Source organism: Vibrio sp. vnigr-6D03 (assembly GCF_002835515.1).
GTDB lineage: Bacteria > Pseudomonadota > Gammaproteobacteria > Enterobacterales > Vibrionaceae > Vibrio > Vibrio penaeicida.
Genome location: NZ_PIZL01000046.1, coordinates 23890 through 46965, shown reverse-complemented (window position 1 = coordinate 46965; position 23076 = coordinate 23890). Strand labels below are relative to the sequence as shown.

Below are 23076 nucleotides of genomic sequence, written 5' to 3'. Positions count from 1 at the left end.
GACACATAAAAAAGTAGCAGGTGATAGGTAACTCGCCAGTCGATGAAGCAGGAAATATCGAAATAATTATAGATTTAATACATATGTCATAGTTTGCACTTAAAAAAAGACATAAAAAAAGCCAGAGCAAATGCTCTGGCTTCTAATAACACTTTAATAAATAAAGAGTTAAGCAAGCTCACCTTGAAGCCAAGGCCAGCCTTGTTTTTTACGGCTTAATGTGTTTTCCATCATTAAAATACCGTCTTTTTCATGCTTAACTAGCTTCTCTGCCCACTCACCTTTGTACAGAAGACGAGTTTGAGAAGTCGTGATGTCAGTTAACATAACAGCAGCGAATGCTAGACCTTCTTCAGAGCAGCGACGCTCTAGATCTGCTTCTAGACCTTCAATCATGCCATCTACTTGCTCTAGAGTTGCAAGCTCAACCTGACCAACGACCACATCGCGACCGTTAAATGGGTAAGCTTTTAAGTCTTTCTCTACAAGTTCTGCCGCAGACAAACCTTCGATGTTTGTTTTTGCAATCAGAAGATCTTTGATGAATGTATCGACATCATCTACACCAGCAATTTCAGCCAGCGCGTAGACCGCATCTTTGTCTTTTTGTGTACAAGTAGGAGAAGCAAATCCAACCGTATCAGACAAAATTGCAGACATCATCATGATGGCTAATGGCTTGGTGATTTCAGTATCTTCCATCTTGAATAGCGCGAATAGAATTGTACAAGTACAACCTACAGGCCAAATCCAAGCTTCTAGAGGGTTTACTGTCATCACATCACCAAGACGGTGGTGATCGACAATACCTAGAATTTCAGCTTCACCAATATCATCAGGAGCTTGAGCTAAGTCTGTGTAGTCAACCAACCAAATGTTTTCACCTGCTACTGAAGTACGTAGCTCAGGTTGATCTGCGCCAGCAACTTCTAGAACGTGCTGAGTTTCACGGTTAATTTCGCCTTGGCGAATGCCTTTTGCTTCAAGTCCACGTGCTTTCAATAGCTCAGCGGTAACGATAGCACTACAGATGCTGTCTGTGTCTGGGTTTTTATGACCAACTACTAGAATCATTTTGCTTCCTAATTACTTTTAAATTTTGCCGACAATCACACAAAAAACCATACAAGAATCTTGGTGCCTGTGACGGTAGCTTTTTCAAAAGTCGTTACTTTACCTGATTTCAAAAAAAAGTCATTCCTGATCCGAGTTAAAAGTACGGTTTCGTCGCTATTAGCTGTGTATATTTGATATGTTTATAAATGATAATCATTTGCATTCGTATTATCATTTAATTAGAGTGAGTAACATACCAAGGCAACTTGGTTACAAAAGAAAGTACCCTCTATGTTTTGGGGTTGTTGCGAAATCTGATGGTTTTCGCAGTGAACCTGTTTCAATTGAAGGGACATAAAAAGTCAACCAATAACAAGGATAGAAAGTCATGAGCTTCCTAATCGGCGTGAGAAACCTCGTTCTAAGAGTGTTCTATCGCATCGTTCGCCCACTAATATTTCTTATGGAACCAGAACAAGCCCACTCTGTTTTGAAAAAAATTGGCGTTGCATTGGGTTCAAATGCCCTTACTCGCGGGCTAACTAGCTTACTCTTCAACTACGAAAATCAGACACTGAATACAAAGGTAGATGGCGTTACTTACCGTAACCCTGTCGGTCTGTCCGCAGGTTTCGATAAAGACGGTGAGCTAACAAAGATCTACCCTTCACTAGGATTTGGGCTCGCAGAGCTGGGGTCATTTACTGGTGAAGTTTGCCCCGGCAACCCTGGCAGAAGACTTTTCCGCATGGTGAAATCTAAAGCCATTGTCGTTTGGTATGGTTTAAATAACCAAGGCGCTGAAAAAATCGCGAAGCGATTGGCTAACGTTGACTTTGGCTCACTAAGAGTGGGCATCAATGCAGCCAAATCAAACATCACACCAGAATTTGTTTTAGAAGATTCTATTCAGGATTACCTAAAAACAATGCATGCGTTTAAGGATATTGGTGACTACTTCACCATCAATATCAGCTGTCCGAACACACAAGATGGTGAACCGTTTGTCGACAGAGGTAATCTAGACGCATTGCTCAATGCCGTTAATGATGAAATCCGCCCTCTCACCGACCGTCCAATTTACGTTAAGTTAGCTGCCGATATGACATTGGAAGAAATTAACATCATCGTTGACGCGTGTGTGGAACACAAAATGGATGGCGTGGTTCTAACCAACCTTGCCAAACCTGAAGGAAATGAAGAGCACGTACCTGAAGAGTACCCATCGGCACAAGGTAAACTTCCAAAAGGCAAAGGTGCGATGAGTGGCTTGCCACTTCAACGTATCTCTACTAACGTTATTCGTCATGTTTACCGCCGTACTCGTGGTGAGATCACCATAATTGGTGTTGGTGGTGTATTCAGTGCAAAAGACGCTTACGAGAAGATCACATCTGGTGCCAATTTACTGCATATGATCACAACAATGATTTTCGATGGACCGCAAAATATCAACGAGATAAACCGCGGATTAGTACAGCTTCTTAAGCAGGATGGTTTTAATTCAATTGAAGAGGCCGTTGGTTCAAGAAACCCACTGCCAGCTTTGAAACCAACTGAATTGCAGAATCAGGAAGACAAGGCAGCATAAAACATGAACGGCAATAGCTTTAATCTTATTGTACACGGTCTACCTGACGAACTTTATTCTGAATTTAAACGTGCCTTAAGAAAAGGCTATTGGCGTAATGGAATGCTAATGACGGAAAAGCAACGCGAAGCATGCCAACGAGCTATTCTGGTTCGTGAAACCCAACATTCCGTTGCACTGCAGTAATTAGATCCTAATGAAAGACTTCAAGGTTCGGCATCAATGCCGAACCTTTTGTTTGTTAGCGATTATTGCTATTAGTTAGTTGCCAATGAATAGTTGGTTACCAATAAATAGTTGGTTACCAATAAATAGTTAGTTGCCAATATCTTGGAATAGGCTTGGTAGCGAATTGATTAAGTAAGTTACTTTAAACCACAAAATGTCCAACTCATCCCAAGTCCAATCAATGAAATATGGGTTAATAATGTAATTTAGCTCTTCACGAATTGGAGATATAAAATGACGCGTTAAAGGTGTATCCCAAATAAATTTTGGAAAAGGTGCAAAATGTGCGTCACTTAAATAATAGATATCACCATATTGCTTGGCATTTATGCCTATCACATCCGCATCTTGCTGCCAGTCGCCATCTGAAACAAACTCACCAACGAAATTGTAGTTGTCTATAGCCGCAGCATGCAGGGTGAGCACAAACTCACTGCCAAGCTTCTCTGTGATGTGCGATTTGAGGGCATCATTAATTCCCGTAGCATCGAAAGCCACCGTAGATCTTCCCGTTACTAATGCGGCCACTGTACTTAAACCACCGCCTAAGCTGTGCCCCGTGTATCGAATGGTGTGATTTGGATAATCTCGCTCAACTTTTTCAGCCAAATTGATCGCTTGAAGAAACTGCTTGGGCACTTCGTCGTTGGACAGCATACCGTCAGTCACCCAGTCTGAAGTCCCTAATTCACTTCCTCGATAGGCTAAGACAACATTATTCCCTTTTGTAAACACACTCGCATTGAAACCAGATTTGCGAGACACATCTTTTACCCTTGCCCAGCCATTAGGTGTCCCTGATTGACTGTAAACTTGCTCCGCAAATTCCAACAGTTCCAGCGCTTCTCGCGCTTTGGTTTCAGATGGGGGATTGCTTGGTGAATGGATAGTGCCAGAATCGCTTTGTGTGTAAGCCATATTAGGGCTAACAACGTTATTGTAAAAATCCTCTAGGCTTTCTAGATCACTCGGTGAAACGGTAGCATGTGCGGAATATGAGCAACTCAGTACAGCAGATAAAACTAAAGTTTTCTTTAAAGACATAGTATTCCCTTACTTCTATTGGTTTTCAAATCCAGTGCCAGACTTTTATACCCCCTTGAAAGAAAATGAACCTTGTTACTTTAGTCTATTGTTAACTTTCAACTTATAATTCAGATTGTTAACAAAGTGTTAATTAAAAGTGTTTACTTTTAAGCTCATTCCTTCTTTCTAAACCCGTGACTTTACGCATCACTATCACACAAATAAAGATCAACAAGATGCATAGTAAATTAGAGAATTCGAATGTTTTTTGAGCATTTTTAAGACTTTAGTCTAAAAAAAAGCCAACCATAAATGGCTGGCTTTCTCAAAATTAAGACAACAATTAGATTTAGCTTAAAGCTACATCACCTCAATAGGTCCGCCAAAGGATGTAACAGGTGGTACGTTTCCTGAGAACTTCTCAAAATCCACAATACACGTATTAGCGGAGGTTGCTTGAGCCAATTCCGATGTTGGAATGTCCTGAGTTAAGGTATTTGGATCACCATAAGTACAGATCGCGCCTTCTTTTTCATTCAGCGGCCCATACCATGCCCCCTCTTCAATACGAATAACGCCTTGTGGATAGCTGTCCGTTACCACCGCCCCAGCCATTAACTGACCACGGTCGTTGAATACACGTACTAAGTCGCCATCTTTAATGCCTTTCGCTTTAGCATCAACAGGGTTGATGTAAACTGGCTCACGACCTTGTACCGCATACGTTGAACGAAACTCTTCGGATTCACACATTTGAGAGTGTAAACGCTTATCTGGGTGGCAAGATTGCAGCCAGTACGGATGCTTGTCCGATCCCGGTCCGCCATGAGAACGTTCTGTTTTCTCAAACCACATTGGGTGATCTTGGCAATGTTCGTAACCCATACGGCCAATGGTGCGGCTTGAAATTTCAATGAATCCAGACGGTGTCCCCAATGCATTGATTTCTGGGTCTTTACGGAAATCAGCGTGGCGCACCCAAGGTTTACCTGTACCAAAGTCCAGAACGCCTTTCTCCCAGAATTCATCAAACTCAGGCATGTCGAACTTACCTTTGTTTGCGTTGCGACAGTCTTCATAAAGAGAGCGTACCCACTCCATCTCATCCATACCACGTGTGTATTCTTTATGGCGACCAAAACGACGAGTTAGCTCTGTAAAAATATCGAAGTCAGTACGCGACTGGAACAATGGATCCACCAACTTCTGCATCGCCACTAAACCGCGACCAGAATACGAACCGTACACATCGATGTCGTTACGTTCCCATTGCGTACAGGCAGGCAGTACGATATCGGAGAAACGACACGTTGCTGTCCACGCGAACTCGATGGTGACAACGGTCTGAAGTTTACGGAACGCTTTCTTCATACGGTTGCGATCCTGATGGTGGTGCCAAGGGTTGTTCCCAGAGATCACCATCATTTTGTAGTCAGGCAGTTTTACTTTGGATCCGTTGTAACGAATCTCTTTGCCCGGCTCGAGCAAACAGTCGATCCAGCGAGCAACCGGAATGGTGCGGCTGTATCCGTTGTAATCTTTGTTGTCCCATTTCGGTTTCATGCCTTGGTCTAGGTTACGCGGGAAGCCACCCGGAGCAGCAAAGCCAGTAGAAGGCACACCGATACCAGAGTAATGGTGACCATAAGAAACCCCGCCGCCTGGCAGGCCAATTTGCCCAACCATGGCAGCAACAACAGCTCCAGCCCAGTAAGGCTGTTCACCATGTTCTTGGCGTTGAATACACCAGCCAAATAGAATCTGTGTACGACCGCTAACCAGCATGCGAGCAAATTCACGAATCTTATCCGCTTCTACGCCACAAATTTCTGCTGCCCATTCTGGTGTTTTTTCAACTTTGTCTTTGGTTTCTCCAAGAACATATTGAATGAATGGGTCAAAACCTAAGCAGTAAGTTTTAATGAACTCTTTATCGTGCAAATCTTCTTTGTAAAGAACGTGCGCGACGGCCAGCATAAACGCCACATCAGTCATCGGGTTGATGTACATGTGATCATTTTGCAAGTAACGCTGTGTCTTGTTCTTCACAGGATCAACAGACAGAACGTTGATCTCACCTTTCGCAACTTTCTCTTTTAGCTGTTCAAGGTATGGGAACGATTCGTGTGTTTCACAGTTCCAACCAACTTGAAGGTTTTTCACTGGATCGTTCGCCCACAGAATAATGTTGTCACTGTGCTCTAAGATTTCAGACCAAGACGTGCCTTGAGCATATACTTCGGTCGATCCCAATACGTAAGGCATGATGGTTTGACCCGCCCCCGTAGAGTAATCCCCTACTTTGGTAATGAAGTTACCGTGCATGCCCACCGCGCGTTGCATGTGACTGGTACAGCTGTGGAATTGCCCCGTCTGACGCCAGCCAGTTTGCCCAGCATGAAGTGCCCATGGACCATAATCTTTCTGCACACGCTCAAGCTCACGGTAGAAAAGATCCAGAGCTTCATCCCAAGTTACACGGATAAAACGATTGTTACCGCGTGTATCCGCGCTGTATTTGTGCTTCTTGAGCCAATCGAGACGAACCATCGGATAACGGACACGAGATGGGCTGTAAATAATGCCTTTAATGCCGTTAATCATATCCGTTGGGTGCGAGTCCATCTCCAGCGGCTTGATTTCTTGAACCTTACCGCCGTAGATGTGGGCGCGAAATGCGCCCCAGTGAGAACCGGACACTTTCCACGTTCCAGTTGTTTCCGCTGCATTTGCTGAAGCCGATGCCAATAAGCTAGGGCCAATGACAGACGCTGCGCTCGTTGTCGCTACACCTTTAAGAAAACTTCTTCGTGTAATTGCCATTTCTTGTACTCCGTCTGACGCTTAGTGGTGACCTTCAGCAAAATCTGAAGAGTGTTTCTGTAGGTATTTCAATACTAGGGCTTCGCTGTCTTTATCAAAGTTTACGAATGCAAGCATTCCATTGAACATGCCCGGCCAGCCGTTTGCCGTGAAGTGCGCTTCGTCTGGCTGTGTGTGACACACTGAACAGTTAGTTTGATAAGCTTCTTTTGCTTTGTCCCAGATTGGTGTTACGTCACCCAGCATGGCGGTTTTTTTCATCCACAGTTTCGTTTCTACACGTTGCCATGGAAGACCCGTCAGCTCGTCTTCTTTGGTTTCAAATGTTTTCACTAGATCTTCATTAACAGCGGTCTCTTTAAGAAGAGAACCAATAGCGATGTTCAAGCCAAAGTCTTCCTGAATAACACGCCCAAAGCCTTTCGCTTTACGCCAACCAGAAATTTCCACCAGTACTGCATCGCCTTTATCATCTACCACTTTTACCGTCGAAGCTGGGTTCAATAAGCCCGCTTCCTTGGTCATTCCTGCATCTTCATACATAGGCAAGTGACGGACACTTGTTACGCTATTACCTGTGGAGTAATCAGTGTTAGAAGCCAGTTGTTCCAATTCACCAATCATGCCGCCTGAGCTGTCCATATTTTTAGGCAAGTTGTGAGCGATGCCTTTGTGACAATCGATACAGCTTTGGTCTCGCTCCGCCGCATTTTTCATTTGAATGCGTGCGGCTGGCTTCATTTTCTCGAAGTCCATTGAGTCGTAGTTGTGGCAGTTTTTACATTCCAGTGACTTGTTCGCAGAGAAACGGTCCCACTCGTGTTTAGCAAGCTCTATGCGGCGTTCTTCAAATTTCTCAGGCGTGCCTAAGTCGCCGAAGATCTGCGCAAACACTTCTTTGGAAGCCTGCATTTTACGGGCAATTTTTGCCGTCCATTCATGCGGAACGTGGCAGTCAGGGCAAGTTGCGCGAACACCTGAACGGTTTTGCCAGTGGATGGTTTCTTGCAGTTCTTGATACACATTGTCGCGCATGGTGTGACAGCTGACGCAGAACTCTTCTGTATTCGTCGCTTCCAACGCGGTGTTAAAGCCACCCCAAAAGATTACACCAGCAATAAACCCGCCCATTGTAAGCACACCCAAGCTGATGTGAACGGCCGGGCGAGTCATCGTGTGCCAGATTTTTACGATAAACGATTTCATGATCTGTTCTCTTTAAAAAATTCGCTCAAAAAATGGAGAGGGGTTTAACCGTGTACGCCCGGAGGACCTAAGAAAAAGACCTGCAGCATCCACACGATAAAACCGTATCCACCAACAAACATGACGCTTAATACGGGAAAGAGAACGACGGTAATTAGGAGAAAAGATTTCCACTCAAATGAGCGAACTTCTTTTGGTTCCACTTTATTAACATTACTCATACATTGCCTGCTTATAGTATTGATAATTTCATCTGCACTAAGCCCAGCGACCCAGTACACCTACAACTTATAATGAGAAATTTTAGAACGATCGAATCTTATGATTCAATGGTTTGATTCCTTATATAGCAAGCTATTCGACACTTTTTTGAGCTCATACAGAGATGTGTTTAATTAACATTTTATGTGTAAATTAATGAACAGATATGACAATTTAATATTGTTGCATATCTGTGTAATTTGATGATTTATTGTTACCAAACACCCTTTGCTAGCGTTCAAGAAACCGAGAAAAGCCGCTTCATTTCCTAACCTATTCAGAAATAAATGTAGAATATTTGTTAAATGCAATCGCTTCATTTGTGAGAATTTGAAGCGAAATAACATGCCTATCCTCAAGCAATTCACTATCGCTAAAAACTTGAATCAGTTGGCCTAACAAGATGTGGGGATTTAAGTATAAGATAGGGAGAAAACAATCGAGGTTTCTATGCAGGAATCAATTGATATTGGCTGGGCTTTCCTACTGCTTTTTTCTCTCACGCTATGTATCCCGCTCTACATTAACCGTCACTTTCAGCTTGGGCTAGCAAAAGACACATTGATCAGCGTGTCGAGAATGTGTCTTCAGCTAATTTTGGTGGGTGCTTATTTAGAGTTTGTTTTTGAACTCAATAGCCTACTATTGAATATTTTTTGGGTATTGGTCATGGCAGGCATAGGGACAAGTGCCATCATCGACAAAGCCAAACTTCCGTTAAAACCTCTCTTTTTACCAGTCATGTCAGGGTTGTTGATTGGTCTTTCACCTATCATCATCGTGCTTTGTGTTGTGATTGTTCAACCCACACCAGTATACAGTTCTCAATATGTTATTCCGCTTTGTGGAATGCTCATTGGTAACAGTATGAATGCCAATATCATCATGCTTCAAAACTTGTTCAGTGCCTTTAAAGAACGAGAGGGTGAATACCATGCCGCGCTTTCATTGGGTGCCTCTCCGACCTATGCTTCTTTACCTTTCGTTCGAACCGCGATGCAAAAAGCGTGGTCACCTATTCTCGCCTCCATGGCAACCATCGGTTTAGTTACCCTACCCGGTATGATGACAGGGCAAATTTTAGGTGGAACATCCCCCTTGGTCGCAATCAAATATCAGTTGATCATTATGATTGCGATATTTGTCATGATGACCATATCTTTGTCTCTTTCAACCAAGCTGGGGTTACGTAGCGTTCTTTCAAAAGAAGGGCGGGTTTTGGTTTCTACAAAGAACTAAAACGATGCATTAGATTGGATTGGCTGTATCTTAAGGCTATCGGGCAATTAGCCTTGAATAACCTGCGATTGGAACGAGGGCTGCTGAGAATTCGAATGTAGCTGGCTAATGATGGTGGTTTTTAACCGAACAGGAGAAACGGGCTTATTGACCAATAAGTAGCCACTTTCTCTTACTTGTTGCTTGAGTGTTTCGCTTCGATTTGCACTTAGCACAATGGTTGGCACTGAGTGGGGGCGATTAAGGTGTACATGTTCAGCAACTTCCAAACCTGTTTTACCCTCATCTAAATGGTAATCCACAATCAGCAGTTCAACCGAATCCGATGAAACATCACATTGCACCTGCAATGCCGCTAAAGACTCTGCCGTTACCACGTCACATCCCCACTGACTAAGTAATTCCTTCATTGCCATGCAGATATTATTATCGTTATCCACGACCCAAATTCGGCACCCTTGTAAAGCAGCGCTTGCATCTAACTCTTTTGGCTTCAGAACTGGCATGGCGGTTGTTTTCACCGTGCCATAAGGTACTAAAACCGAAAAACGCGATCCTTTGTGAAGTTCGGACTCCAATGAAATATGGTGTCCTAACACCCCTGAAATCTTATCAACAATGGCTAACCCAAGCCCCAACTGGGTTCGGTTTTCTGCTTTTCTAGGGCTCAGACGTTTGAATTCTTGGAATACCTCTTTTTGCTTGTCTTTAGGTATGCCGTCTCCTGTATCCAGCACATCAATTCTCACGCCACTTTCAGTGCGGCGGCAACCCAGTAAAACTTTGCCCGACTCGGTATACCTTAATGCATTGGTCATTAGATTCCTGATGATTCTGGCAAGCAATACGGAATCACTGTAAATCACAACTTTACTGGGGACGTACCTCACTTCCGTTTCAGACTCAAACGCTATTTGATGGAACTCATTGGCGATGTTGTCTAGTAATTCGTTTAGAGCGAAAGGTTGCTTGTCTGCACGAATAGTTCCTGCATCCAACTTTGAAATATCAACCAACATAGTGATAAGCGATTCGACATCAGAAAGGGAGTGATCCAATGAATCCACCAACCTACGGGCGGGCGGTCCTAGCCTTTGCGCGCGTAAAGATCCTAAAAATAGCTGCGCAGCATTCAATGGCTGCAATAAATCGTGGCTGATGGCCGCAAGAAATTTGGTTTTTGACAGATTTGCCAATTCGGCTTCTTGCTTCGCCTCTAGCAGCCTGCCTTGGATTTCCCGCCGCTCAGTGACTTCTTTACTTAACTGGTTGTTCAGATCTTCCAGCTGAGCGGTTCTAAGCTGTACGCGTTTTTCTAGTGTTTGATAAGACTGGCGTAACTTTTCACTAATGGCGGCTTCATACCTTGCCGATTCGGCTTCTTTGAGAAGAGTAATATCGGTGTACAGCATCACTAACCCACCATCAGCCGTTCGGCGCTCACTCACTTGCACCCAGCGATTGTCTCGTTGCTGAAAAACTCTTCCACCATGCAAGTCAGAATACGGCAATTCTTTTACAATAAGTCCTCTGCTATGCGCGAGCCTCTTTACTTCCGCTAGCGTGATGCTCGACATATCGAGGGAGATATCATGATCAAGCCAATATTGTTGAAATCGGCTATTGGAGTGCACTAAATGTCTGTCTTTATCATACAAAGCAAACCCATCTGAAATGGATTCGATTGCATCAACAAATCGCTGTTGGGCGCGCTCGACTTTTTGGTTGGCAAGCGAAAGCGCTCGGTTGATGCTTTCCAGTTCATGAAGGGTGTTGTTAAGCTCTTCTGTTTTTTCACGAACCTGATCAGCCAAGACAACGGAATGCTGAAAAGCAGCGTATGGGTCTACGCGATGGCTGTTGTCTTGCTCTACACGACGCACCAAAGAATCGATGATTTTTTTCTGGCGTTCATTTTCTAACAACGCCTCTTCAAGTTGGCGCTTCAACGCTTCATCCGACATTTAGCCCACCTTTTCACGCACTTCCGTCATATCAGAAGAGAGTGGATAAACATTGGGCTGACGACCTATTGCTACGCCTGTTAGCGTCTGGTTCATATGCACGCCACCGAGCTGCTCTCCATAGGTATTAAACCCAACCATACGGAAGTCGCTGAAGATGCTTTTGATGGTTTCTAACCCGTTAGTTTGCTCTATTTCCTTGCGCCGCAGAAAACAATCGCACCCGATAATGATTTCTAACTCTCCAACTCTTTCAGACACTTCGCTGAGCTTTTGCTTCGCATTGGCGTAAATGTCGCCCGGTTTCATCGCAGTAACGACAATGCCGTCATCAACCGCGCAGTAAAAATCCAAACTCAGATCATCATTTACTTTCTGAATAGACCGAATATAAAACTCACCGCCCACTTTCACCGCTAATGGATGCAGAGCGTATATTTCTGGTCTGAGATCGTTGAGTAAAATACCCACTTCTCTCGCATACACCAGTGCAGCAGGCTCAGCATTGAATTCATAAACTCGACGGCATTCACTGTCGGCTTTCGTCACCACCAATTTACTTCCTAAGCTTTGAATGTGGTGCGTCGTGAAGACTTCAAATGGGCAGGTAGTGTTGAACATCACCACAATGGCGGAATCGGCATAGAATTTACCGTCAAAATACACATGAGTATTTGCCAAGTTTTCATCGTCTCCGGCCGACCCTCCAAAATGCGGAATTCGGCCCAGAGCCGTATCTAAAGTGACAAGGAAGTTTTCTTCTTGTGGCGACAACCCATCTATTAACGTAAGCACAAAACTACTGTGCTTTATGGGCGCTTTTAGGTGGCTTCGGCAATTATCAAAAAGGGTTTCGACGCACTGCTGCGCAACACTTAACTCAAAATTTTCTAGCGGTATCACCATGCCAGATACCGTAAACGCGCTTTGGGTAAAGCCAATCGCACTGATACTGCTTTTCGCATAACCGCTGCTGGTAATTTCCCCCGCCGAAGTGCACCCCATCACTTTGCAATGAGTAAATGCGCGATCCATTTCTGATTCAAGTTCTTTTAAATCGTAGGCAGCGGAGCAGAAGAATAAAACAAACCCAATGTTTGGGGTGTTCAAACGTGCAGAAAGCTCTCGTACCGCCTTAACGGCTTCAAGCTGATAGGATTCAGCCGTCACCACGGCAGCTTGGTCTGGTATTGGACTGGCAGAAAACATCCCTCTTCCTTGTTCAGTATCTTTGGATCTATCTTTGATTAAAGAAACATGTATACATTCAGTCTAGCTTGGTCTGAGGCAACGTTAATCCTACTTAAGGAGGATATTTGTCGTTCATCTTCTCCTCATATAGTCGATGTCTCATTATTAGAACAAGCATTATAAATTGAGCTGATTACACTAAAAGGAACTACTAAAAATAGGGTTATTTACTTAGGTATCCGTAACCCAATGAAAATTAAACATAACGTCAGTAGGTACGAAGAATGATAAGAAAACCTTAAGGAAGAGGGATTCGCATGTACAAATTCTTGATTGCCGATGATCATCCGCTGTTTCGAGACGCCTTGGTCTCCGTCATTAGAGGACGATTTTTAGACTGCTCCATCCATCAAACGGAAGATGTTGCTACAACGTTGGAATACGTAAATGAGCATTCTGATACCGACCTAATCCTACTAGACCTAAACATGCCCGGCATGGGGGGACTTAACGGGCTACTTGAGCTTAGAAATCAAGCACCTTCTGTGCCTGTCGCCATCATTTCGGCTGAAACAAATAAGCAAACCATTCTTCAAACTATCGCGTATGGCGCAATTGGCTTTATTTCTAAATCCTCTTCTCGCGAAGAAATGACGAATGCATTTTCTCAAATAATTAACGGGAATGTGTATTTGCCAGCCAACATCATTCGAGCAACGGACGATACCAAATTTTCTGGGCAACGAAACAAAGAACCTGCCTTTTCTGCTGATATGTTAAGCACCTTAACTCGTCGGCAATTACTGGTATTGAAATCCATGTCTCAAGGCAGTGCGAATAAGCAAATCGCTTACGACCTTAATATCTCTGAGACCACGGTGAAATCGCATGTCTCTGCGATATTGAAAAAGCTTGGTGTTCATAACCGAATTCAAGCCGTTGTTGGTGTTACCAATATCGACTTTGATCGCTACTTAAGGCGTTGAGCGGTATCCATGAGATAAGCACAACAACAAATATGTAAAGACGAAATCGGCTATTTTTCCTTTTTCGCCTTTAAGTACGGAGCGAGTGCGGTTTTCCACATAGCAAATGTGAATGCGAGATCCGACGAACCCATTGCATCTGGCATTTCCAGTGATATACCCAGTAACCGATAGGCTGTTTTGTAGAACTCGGGTTGAGACTTGCTCAATTGCGATGCCATTAAGCCACGTGCGCCTTGAAAAACACCCTGTAATTCAGAAGGAGAAAGAGACTTAAGCCTAAAGGCTTGAATTTCTTCACACAATATTCTGCGTGTATGGTGAGGGTTTTTATCGAAATGACTGCAAATTTCCAATGCATTCAACTCCGGTTTTATTGAACTGCTGATACTGTACAGCTGCCCGTTGAGGCGCATATCGATTATAGGCTTTCGCTGCATTAACCATTGCACCGCGACGCACTGGTGAAAAATCGACACGGTTCTGGGCAGGCGAAACTTGATTCTAACGCTGTCGTGGTTTTGCTCAATGCAGACAAGCGGTTCACGATGTGAGCGATCAGCATCGCTATGAGGCATATGCTCAGGCATAAAGATCACCTGTTCAGACTTTAGTAAGTTGAGCATAAAGCCCGGGGGCTCATGTTGGCGAAAGTGATCATCAAAATGTTGCCAAAAGATAAGTGCAGAACAAGATAAATGAATAAACAAGCCGTGAATATCGCGGTGAACCCCATGGATGGTTTGTTCATGAAAAGCCACAGAATGTCGTGTCGATTTAAAATGTTGGGTCACGTAATGGATAAGCTCATGAATCCATGTTTGATACGCAGAGCATAAGTTTGTATCGGCTTTGGGTAGCCGAGCTAAAATTGTCACTGTTTGATGGTGAACTGGCTCTGGCAACCAGTCCCCTATTGGTTCCGTTTGGCTTTTGGGCGTATGCATTTCATGCGTTAAAGGCTGGTTAGAAAGATAAAGCGCCGTCAGACTCTCCCCCCATTTTTTCACTGTGTCTCGACGCTGCTCCATACAGTACCGAAACCACATGTTTTGCGCCTCTTGGCTTTGAGTCCACTGGCTAGCCAACATGCTGAGATAGCGTGCAATCAGTTCATCAAATTCTCCTTTTGCACTTTTCATCCTTATGGTTGGCTTTGGATCAAGTAGGGTCGTCAGAGGCTGCAATTGGTAGCCGAGCGTGTGTAAGGTCGATTGAATATGCCCTTCACTAAGCATTTTGTAGATCTGGACCGCTTTTTTGTCCGACATTTTCAATGTCAACGCACAGTCACACTCATCGGTTTGAGCGCTCTTGATCCAACGAGTCGTTAACGGTAGCTTTTCAGGTTCATGCTTTTTTCGGTAAGCCAGTGCGGTAATAATGCTTTGCCAAATGTGAGTCAGATTCCAGTTCCCTGCCGTTACAACACAGAAGTATTCTGGGCGGTAGTGATACCAATAGTATTGGCGTATTTCCGGTAACGACAAACGAGATATGCATTTTGCACTCCCCGAATACAGGGGATAATTGAATTCCTTGACGACTCGACATGCCTGTTGGAATTGTTCATTGTTTTCATACCCCTGCAGCTCCTGATACAAGGCACTTAGCTCTCCCCTTTGAATATAAGTACCTTCACGAATCTCGGCTTGCCATTCCTGTTCATTTAAAAGTGGACAAAGCGTGGATTGAACAAAGTAATCCAACCCTAAAAAGGCATTGTCTTTGTGGCTGCCAGACAAGTGAAAGCGTGTATTCCCTCGGCGAGTTGTGGCATTAAACTCTTCCAATTCCAGGCTCGAACGCAGTTGCCAAAAGCGACGAGAATCAGGGTATTTATAGCACCCGCGTAAAACCATATGCTCTACAGCATGGGTAACACCGCTGTCGTCATACGAAGGCGTTTTGACCATAACAGAGGCAGAAAACTGCGGCTCCGGATTACTTCGATATAGGTTTGGGCAGTGCCAATGCCTCAAGCCCGAAGGATGCTCCCAACAAAACCAAACGTCTCCTTTGGACGTGACCTTTTCTTGAGTTTGCTTAAATGGCGGAACACCTAAATCACTCATAGCGGTATCGACTCAAAATCAGGGTTTTGACATTAAAATGGTTTGGCTGTTTCTCATATGTCGCATAACCAGTTCATTGTGACAGCCAGAAGAAGCTTGGATAATTGCATCGGTTATCTTGTGATGATGAGGCGATTTACTGCACACGGGATCCGTTGCTGTGGCACTGCCCGTGAGTAACATGGCCTGACAGCGGCATCCACCGAAATCCGATTCCTTTTCATCGCAACTTTTACAGGGCTCTTCCATCCACTCAAACCCTCTAAAAGCATTGAAGCTCTCAGATTCATACCAAATGTGTTTTAAGCTTCGATTTTTAACATTAAGGAAAGGCAGATCCAGTACCGCTGCGCTGTGGCAGGGTAGAACTTTCCCATCAGGGGCAACACAGGTAAAAATACTCCCCCAGCCACTCATGCAAGGTTTGGGGCGTTCTTCATAATAGTCTGGGGTAACAAATATAAACTTGGGACCATTTTTGTCGCAGGCGTCTCTGAATGCATTCACTTCGTATTCCGCTTGCTCAATTTCGGCTTTAGACGGCAGTAACGATGCGCGATTTTCGAGTGCCCAGCCATAATATTGCGACGTAGCCAGTTCTACGTAGTCGGCATTCAGCTCACAACTCAATGCCATAATGCTTTCTATATTGTGAATATTCTGGCGAGTGATAACCGCATTCAGCACCATTGGAAATCCAGCCTCCTTCACGGCTTTTGCCATGTTCACTTTGTGCTCAAAAGCATTTTTCTTCCCTGCAATGGCATCGCTCATTTCAGGGTCTGCTGCTTGAAGGCTTATCTGAATATGATCCAACCCTGCTTGCTTTAAGCCATCAATGCGCGATTGAGTCAAACCTATCCCCGAAGTGATCAAGTTAATGTAATAACCAAGATCGTGAGCATGCGCAACGATATCGGTGAGGTCTTTACGCATTAATGGCTCACCACCAGAAAGCCCCAACTGTACGGCACCAAGCTCCCTTCCCTGCTCTAAAACATCGAACCATTGCTCAGTAGAAAGTTCTTGGTCTTTACTCCCCAAATCAATGGGGTTAGAGCAATATGGGCAATGAAGCGGACATTCATACGTCAGCTCAAGTAACAACCAAAACGGTGGTTTAATAGGGTTGGAGCCATTGTTTGTCATACGCTACATCCAGAAATTCGATGATGTCACTCTCAATATCTTCGTTCGGGTACCGAGCACATAGCCGAGTGATGGCAATACTCGGCGTCGTTTCTTGTTCGAACATCGCAAGCACTTCCGCTGCGCTGTCGCTTAACGTGACCATCCCCTCAGGAAACAGCAGCACATGACTTTTCTGAGCTTGTTCATACTGCATTCGAAAGGTCGGGTTTCGTTTCCATTTTTCGTTGAAGTTTTTCTTGGTATGCATGGCATCTCCTTATTCCTGAAAAAGGTTTCGGTGCCAGACAGCTTCGCTAGCGGTAAGATTTTGATATGGCGCTCGATTGAATTCATGCGCCATGCTGATGGCATCAAGCATTGACCACAAAATGTCGAGTTTGAACTGCAAAATATTCAGCGCATGTTGCTGTTTCTCTGCGGTATCAAAATGTTCTAAAGTGATCGCCAAACCCTGTTCTACATCTCGGCGAGCCTGAGACAACCGTTGCTGAAAATACGTTAAACCTTGTGCTTCGATCCACGGGTAGTGTTGTGGCCAAGACTCCAAACGGGATTGGTGTATCTCTGGTGCAAATAGCTCCGTTAACGATGAGCAAGCTGCCTCTTGCCACGTTGCTCTGCGCGCAAAATTGACATAGGCATCCACTGCAAATCTGACCCCGGGGAGCACCCATTTTTCAGCTAACACCTCTTCGCGCGTCAGCCCCACCGCTACAGCAAGTTGTAGCCAAGCCTCAATCCCACCCCATTTTTCTTCCTGCTCAGCATGACCATCGTGATCCAAAATGCGCTGCACCCATTGCCGACGAATCTCTGGATGTCGACAGTTCGAGAGTATCGCTGCGTCTTTTATTGGTATCGAAATCTGATAATAAAACCGGTTCGCAACCCAAGCTCGTATTTGTTCTGGGCTGCATTTCCCTTGGTACATGGCTTTGTGAAATGGGTGATGAATATGGTAAAGCGATCCTTTGCTTAACAATGCTTCACGGAATTGCTCTGGCGTCATCGCAGCCGTAGCTTTGTCTCGATGACGCATGGCTTTATCTTGGTAACGCATGGCTCGATCTTGATGGTTCATCCCTTAACTTCTCCAAGTTTTCGTGCGCTTCCGAGTTCACCCGTGTTGAGATTGAGTGAACCCTAAACCTCAAATTTCATTCCATCAAAGCCGACTTCAACTCCTGACCTGACCACTTGTGATCGCTCGAAGCCACGTTCATCTAAGATCGGATTGGTATTGTTGATATGGACCAGTATTTTCCGAGGTTTAAGGAACTGGCTAAGAAGCGCCAGCATGCCGTGTTTCCCACTTATGGGAAGGTGTCCCATTGATGTGCCCAAATCGCTCCCGACCCCTTCTAGGATCATCTCGTCATCTGTCCACAATGTGCCATCGGCTAAAATACAGTCGGCATTGCTCATCGCCATTTCAATGTGAGAACTTGGCTTTTCAAGCCCAGGTGCATACACCAAATTTCGACGCGTCCTTGTATCGGTCACGCGAATAGCAATGTTGTCGCCAGGGTGAGGGTCATTTCGATGAGACGAATAAGGTGGTGCTTTCGACTCCAAGTTAATGGCTTCAAACCTTAAATGAGGGACCGAAGGGATATGCCAAGATTGCTCGTTTATCGTATGCTGCTGGTAACCACCATGCCAATGTGAAAGCACATTTAATAAAGGGAACGAGTCGGTTAATTCTGAACGGACTTGCTCTGTACAGTACAAATCCATGGGTAACCCTTCACGGAGGATCAATAACCCACTGGTGTGATCAACCTGAGCATCCGTTAAAACCACGGCTGCAATAGACGAACCACGTTTGCCCGTACACTCATGAATATCCGGATTTTGATTGATTTGCTGGCGAATATCAGGCGACGCATTAATGATGACCCAATGTTCACCATCGTCACTGACTGCTATAGAAGATTGGGTGCGAGGTTCTGCAACGATCTTTCCGTTTCTTAAACCGCTGCACATAGTGCAATGGCAATTCCATTGCGGATAACCACCTCCTGCTGCTGAACCCAGTATGATGACATGCATACCACTCTCCTTGTCCCTGGATTTTAACCGTGTTGCTCGTCGACCCTGTTCAAAGACGCTATTCAAAGTAAGAAAACACAGGACATGCCCAAGGTCTATTGACCTTAACTACTCATCCATAGAAGCAAGCCCTGTCTTCTCATATCGCGTCTAGAATCTGTCGACCTAGCGGTTACTGATGTATAACGTCACTTCCATACCCAAGCGAAGTTCCTTGTAAGCGGGTTTTTTCCACATGTGCACTGCTCCTTTGCTGTTATTCCTGAACTCCAGATTACGGGTTAGCCATAAAGTGGACTATCCTACTTTGTGATGATTTCTTTCCTACTTTTCAGAGCAGGTCCGATACGTAAACGTATACCTATATGTGGTATACGTTTACGTATCGGAAACAGCATTGACTGGGATCCGTCTTTGCTTGCGGCGTTTCTTTGCCCCGTATTTTTCTACTACACAACGATCTTTGTCTGCAGCAATAACCACACACTCCAAACACTGCACACATTCGTCGTAGTCGATACTGCCATTGAGCTTAATCGCGTCTATATCACAGGCTTTATGGCACAGCTGGCAAGGGCTGCCACACTCCTTTTTCCGATTGAGCCAACTGAATGCCCTAAACTTCCCTAGAACAGCCAACCCAGCCCCTAACGGGCACAAATAACGGCAGTACACCTTGTTGATCTTAAGAGCAATAAACAGAAGCAAAACCGCGTAAGCCACGAAATACCAATCGCGCACAAACACCAATGTAATGGCGGTTTTAAAAGGTTCTAGCTCTGCTAGGTTTTCAGCCAAAGTGAGTGAAGAGAAACTGGTCATAACCAAGAGCATCAAAACTGGGTATTTGATTCGCTGGAGCCAGTGGTGCACTTTTGGTTGAATTTTCCACTGCTTAACTTTCAGCTTCTTCGCAGCTAGCCCTATCAGTTCTTGCATGGCACCAAACGGACAAAGCCAACCACAAAATACGCCTCTTCCCCATAAGAAAAGAGAGACAAACACAAACAGCCAAAGAATAAAGATAACGGGATCAAGCAAGAAGACGGTAATTTCAAACCCATTCCAAACTGAAAGCAACAAGGTGTAAATATTCACGACCGAGAGCTGCCCCTGCGCATAGAAACCGAGAAAAAACAAAGTAAAAATCAAACACGCAAGACGAAATTGATGAAACCTATCAGGAAACGTTATCCAGTATTTTTGCCTTACAAACAGACACGTCACCGTTGCAAGGTATAAAATAACAATCGCAGTTTCGAACCGTCGCTGCTGCCAAATCTGTTGCCAAAGAGGTATTGGTATTTCTTCTACAATGTCGGGGTAGCGCCATAAAGCGTTGGGGATTTGATAGCTTTTCGTCACTTGCTTGATGTCGTATTCCAAAAAGCTTTTTTTTACGGGTACATTGAGTTGGAACGTAACGGGAAGCGCCGGATCAAATCCACTGCTGCTTTTAAAGCGGAATACTTTGATCAGGTCAAATTCTGGAAATCCTTTCTCCAGCTTCGGCTCGTAAAAGCTATAGAAATCCTGATCTCGAATGTCGATGCTCACGTTCTGCTGGGTCACGCTGAATCTTGCAGGGGTGGTACCCGCTACAAAATCAGCGGCCAAAGGTGAAAAACCACCACTGGACGATAGCAATAAGGCAATTTCTCCAGGTTCCAGTTCTTCCATAAGCCGCTGATATTCAGAATCCCCCAACAGGCTTTCGCCGATTTGAGGCGGGTTGAGAAACGCCAGTTGGTAGTTGATCGCATAGTGTGGCTCTGGGTTTTCTAACAAATCCTGTGCACGGTTTTCAGATAACCCTAATTGCTGCGAAAATTCGCTTAGCGTCGCTTGCCAATGTAACACCAAGTTTTCGCTTATTAACTGCTGAAACTCATATCGATTAGGCGAATCCATTTCAAACTGGGCGACGGCGTTCGCACTGCCAAACCCATCCAGTTTATGGCGTGCCACTTTTCGAGCAGAGTTTAAAATCGTGTCATTTATCACCATTACCGAAACGGTGGCTTTGGTTACACCATCAAAATATTGGGTTTTCCCATCGTTAGTACGGCTTTGTCTGCTACCCACCAAAAAACGATGCTGGATATTGTGATTAAGGTATTGAGCGATAAACGCCAACATGGGCTCTTCGCCCAACCCATGCAAAAAGATAGGCTCGTGATGTCGTTGCACCTTAATGCCTCGAATCACCCCTTTCACATCCAATCCAATTTTTAGATTGACGGTTTCGCCAGAGAATCCAGGGAAATGCGTTAAGTCATCGGATTCAAATACATAGCCCAACAGCGAATTGAGTTGATAAACAGGCGTAATGGCGAGGTCTTTTTCTTCTGGCAGTGTGCGAGTAGCAGTAGGGAAAAAGGTGAGAATATCTTGGCTTGGATCCTGCCAGTCGTTCGCTAGACTATTAAAGCTGGAAGCCCACAAAAACAGAGCCACCAGCCATATTTGAAGGAAAAGCGATAAGCGCTTTTCCTTCATTTCTTTAGATGAGCCTGAGTACTCAGAAGAGCTCAAGCGATTAGAAAAACCCGAGAGGATTGACATCATAGCTGACCAAAAGGTTTTTGGTTTGCTGATAATGTTCAAGCATCATCTTATGGGTTTCACGCCCGATGCCCGACTTCTTATAGCCGCCAAACGCAGCATGTGCTGGGTACAAGTGGTAGCAGTTTGTCCAGACTCGACCAGCCTGAATCGCGCGCCCAACTCGATACGCTTTGTTCACATCACGTGTCCAAACCCCTGCCCCCAATCCATACTCAGTATCGTTGGCAATCGCCACGGCCTCGGCTTCATCTTTAAACGTGGTTACGCCAATAACCGGACCAAAGATTTCTTCTTGGAAGACGCGCATTGAGTTCTCACCTTTAAAAATCGTTGGCTGGATGTAGTAACCGCCGCCGAAATCTTCCGCGTTACCACCCATGACCACTTGAGCCCCTTCCGTACGACCAATCTCTAGATACTTCTTGATCTTGTCGAACTGCTCGTCGGACGCCTGCGCGCCGACTTGGGTATCGGTGTCTAGTGGATTGCCATGTTTGATCGCTTTTGCTTTCGCCAAGACTCGATCCATAAATGCATCGTAAATACTTTCTTGGATAAGCAATCTGGAGGGACACGTACACACTTCACCCTGATTGAAAAACGCTAGAACAGCGCCTTCTGCCGCTTTCTCAATAAACGCTTCTTCTTGCTCCATGATGTCGGCAAAGTAGACGTTTGGCGACTTGCCCCCTAGCTCGACTGTCGAAGGAATCAAGTTATCTGCCGCACAGCGCAGCACATGGTTACCAATAGCGGTGGACCCCGTAAACGCGATTTTTGCAATTCGCTTAGACGTTGCCAGCGCTTGCCCTGCTTCTGGTCCCATACCGTTGACGATGTTCAATACGCCAGGTGGTAATAAATCGCCGACTAATTCCATCAATAACAGGATCGTCGTCGGTGTTTGTTCAGCGGGTTTTAAGACAATGCAATTACCAGCCGCTAACGCAGGTGCTAATTTCCAAGTGGCCATTAATAACGGGAAATTCCATGGAATGATTTGCCCGACAACACCGAGCGGTTCGTGGATATGATAGGCAACGGTTTTGGAATCGATCTCTGCCGCGCTGCCTTCTTGTGCGCGAATACAGCCTGCAAAGTAGCGAAAGTGATCAACACACAGCGGAATATCTGCATTCAATGTCTCGCGTACCGCTTTCCCATTTTCCCATGTTTCAGCCACTGCGAGCATTTCGAGGTTGGCTTCAATGCGATCGGCAATTTGAAGTAAAATATTCGAGCGCTCTGTAGCCGAAGTGGCACCCCACGCATCTTTCGCCTTATGCGCTGCATCCAATGCAAGTTCTATGTCGGCTGCATCTGAACGAGGGATTTCAGCAATCACATCACCTGTACAAGGTGAGGTATTGGTAAAATACTGCCCTTTCGCTGGCTCGACCCATTGACCGCCAATGTAATTCTGATATCGGGATTTGAAGCTAACAACCGCACCTTCCGTCCCTGGTTTTGCGTAAATCATAAGCACCTCTCTATTGGTATATGTCAAGACTGCAATGGGGGCTTTTGATTGTGAATGCCGCACCAATCAGCAGATAGACCTATTTTCTCAACACACCGCAATGGGCTCTATCCGCTGTTGGTTGGCAAAAGATCATCCTTTGGGATGAAGGCAGATTTCGCAGATAAAAAAAGCGCTA

19 protein-coding genes are annotated in these 23076 nt (G+C 44.9%); 4 read left to right on the top strand and 15 right to left on the bottom strand.

The window, feature by feature from the left end; genetic code table 11:
* Positions 1 to 168: 168 nt before the first annotated feature.
* Positions 169 to 1074: a manganese-dependent inorganic pyrophosphatase gene (locus CW749_RS25550; protein WP_101115288.1), complete on the bottom strand. Its 906-nt coding sequence runs from the start codon at positions 1072 to 1074 to the stop codon at positions 169 to 171.
* A 370-nt stretch (positions 1075 to 1444) separates the two neighbouring features.
* Here CW749_RS25550 and CW749_RS25545 point away from each other — a divergent pair, with 370 nt between their 5' ends.
* A complete protein-coding gene (locus tag CW749_RS25545; RefSeq protein ID WP_101115287.1) occupies positions 1445 to 2647 on the top strand; it encodes a quinone-dependent dihydroorotate dehydrogenase in 1203 nt (400 codons plus the stop codon).
* A gap of 3 nt (positions 2648 to 2650) precedes the next feature.
* Positions 2651 to 2833, top strand: coding sequence for a DUF1315 family protein (locus tag CW749_RS25540; protein ID WP_101115286.1), 183 nt, complete (start codon positions 2651 to 2653; stop codon positions 2831 to 2833).
* Positions 2834 to 2962: 129 nt separating this feature from the next.
* Here the strand turns inward: CW749_RS25540 and CW749_RS25535 are convergent, their stop codons facing one another.
* The 4 genes from CW749_RS25535 to torE form a co-directional block, all read right to left on the bottom strand.
* Complete coding sequence (locus CW749_RS25535; protein ID WP_101115285.1) at positions 2963 to 3919, bottom strand: Mbeg1-like protein; 957 nt, start codon at positions 3917 to 3919, stop codon at positions 2963 to 2965.
* A gap of 342 nt (positions 3920 to 4261) precedes the next feature.
* Positions 4262 to 6724 carry a trimethylamine-N-oxide reductase TorA gene (torA, locus tag CW749_RS25530; protein ID WP_101115284.1) on the bottom strand — a complete coding sequence of 821 codons (2463 nt, stop codon included), beginning with the start codon at positions 6722 to 6724 and terminating at the stop codon, positions 4262 to 4264.
* A gap of 21 nt (positions 6725 to 6745) precedes the next feature.
* Positions 6746 to 7930, bottom strand: a complete 1185-nt coding sequence (torC, locus tag CW749_RS25525; RefSeq protein WP_101115283.1) for a pentaheme c-type cytochrome TorC — start codon at positions 7928 to 7930, stop codon at positions 6746 to 6748.
* Positions 7931 to 7974: 44 nt separating this feature from the next.
* On the bottom strand, positions 7975 to 8151 hold the full coding sequence (gene torE, locus CW749_RS25520) for a trimethylamine N-oxide reductase system protein TorE (protein ID WP_101115282.1): 177 nt from the start codon (positions 8149 to 8151) through the stop codon (positions 7975 to 7977).
* 490 nt (positions 8152 to 8641) lie between these two features.
* Here torE and CW749_RS25515 point away from each other — a divergent pair, with 490 nt between their 5' ends.
* The gene (locus CW749_RS25515; RefSeq protein ID WP_101115281.1) at positions 8642 to 9430 is read left to right on the top strand and encodes an ABC transporter permease; all 789 of its coding nucleotides are present in this window, start codon (positions 8642 to 8644) and stop codon (positions 9428 to 9430) included.
* Between the two features lie 47 nt (positions 9431 to 9477).
* Here CW749_RS25515 and CW749_RS25510 read toward each other — a convergent pair whose 3' ends face one another.
* Positions 9478 to 11394, bottom strand: coding sequence for a NahK/ErcS family hybrid sensor histidine kinase/response regulator (locus CW749_RS25510; protein ID WP_101115280.1), 1917 nt, complete (start codon positions 11392 to 11394; stop codon positions 9478 to 9480).
* Complete coding sequence (nosP, locus tag CW749_RS25505; RefSeq protein ID WP_101115279.1) at positions 11395 to 12603, bottom strand: nitric oxide-sensing protein NosP; 1209 nt, start codon at positions 12601 to 12603, stop codon at positions 11395 to 11397.
* Between the two features lie 299 nt (positions 12604 to 12902).
* Between nosP and CW749_RS25500 the strand changes: the two genes are divergently transcribed.
* Positions 12903 to 13571: a response regulator transcription factor gene (locus CW749_RS25500; RefSeq protein WP_101115278.1), complete on the top strand. Its 669-nt coding sequence runs from the start codon at positions 12903 to 12905 to the stop codon at positions 13569 to 13571.
* A gap of 50 nt (positions 13572 to 13621) precedes the next feature.
* On the opposite strand, the gene CW749_RS25495 is transcribed toward CW749_RS25500, so the two are convergent.
* From CW749_RS25495 to CW749_RS25460, 8 genes are all read right to left on the bottom strand, one after another.
* Positions 13622 to 15646: an insulinase family protein gene (locus tag CW749_RS25495; protein WP_101115277.1), complete on the bottom strand. Its 2025-nt coding sequence runs from the start codon at positions 15644 to 15646 to the stop codon at positions 13622 to 13624.
* Between the two features lie 18 nt (positions 15647 to 15664).
* On the bottom strand, positions 15665 to 16795 hold the full coding sequence (pqqE, locus tag CW749_RS25490) for a pyrroloquinoline quinone biosynthesis protein PqqE (protein WP_101115276.1): 1131 nt from the start codon (positions 16793 to 16795) through the stop codon (positions 15665 to 15667).
* The gene (gene pqqD, locus CW749_RS25485) at positions 16767 to 17045 is read right to left on the bottom strand and encodes a pyrroloquinoline quinone biosynthesis peptide chaperone PqqD (protein ID WP_224055110.1); all 279 of its coding nucleotides are present in this window, start codon (positions 17043 to 17045) and stop codon (positions 16767 to 16769) included. The genes pqqE and pqqD overlap by 29 nt, the downstream gene beginning before the upstream one ends.
* Positions 17046 to 17054: 9 nt before the next feature.
* Positions 17055 to 17837 carry a pyrroloquinoline-quinone synthase PqqC gene (pqqC, locus tag CW749_RS25480; protein ID WP_101115400.1) on the bottom strand — a complete coding sequence of 261 codons (783 nt, stop codon included), beginning with the start codon at positions 17835 to 17837 and terminating at the stop codon, positions 17055 to 17057.
* A 104-nt stretch (positions 17838 to 17941) separates the two neighbouring features.
* Entirely contained in the window at positions 17942 to 18850 is a 909-nt protein-coding gene (gene pqqB / locus CW749_RS25475; RefSeq protein WP_101115275.1) for a pyrroloquinoline quinone biosynthesis protein PqqB, read from the bottom strand.
* A gap of 165 nt (positions 18851 to 19015) precedes the next feature.
* Positions 19016 to 19087 (bottom strand): pyrroloquinoline quinone precursor peptide PqqA, encoded by a 72-nt coding sequence (gene pqqA / locus CW749_RS25470; RefSeq protein WP_101115399.1) that lies wholly within the window; start codon positions 19085 to 19087, stop codon positions 19016 to 19018.
* A 141-nt stretch (positions 19088 to 19228) separates the two neighbouring features.
* On the bottom strand, positions 19229 to 21418 hold the full coding sequence (locus CW749_RS25465) for a 4Fe-4S binding protein (RefSeq protein WP_237322583.1): 2190 nt from the start codon (positions 21416 to 21418) through the stop codon (positions 19229 to 19231).
* The gene (locus CW749_RS25460; protein WP_101115274.1) at positions 21390 to 22898 is read right to left on the bottom strand and encodes an aldehyde dehydrogenase family protein; all 1509 of its coding nucleotides are present in this window, start codon (positions 22896 to 22898) and stop codon (positions 21390 to 21392) included. Before CW749_RS25460 ends, CW749_RS25465 begins: the two co-directional genes overlap by 29 nt.
* Between the last annotated feature and the right edge of the window lie 178 nt (positions 22899 to 23076).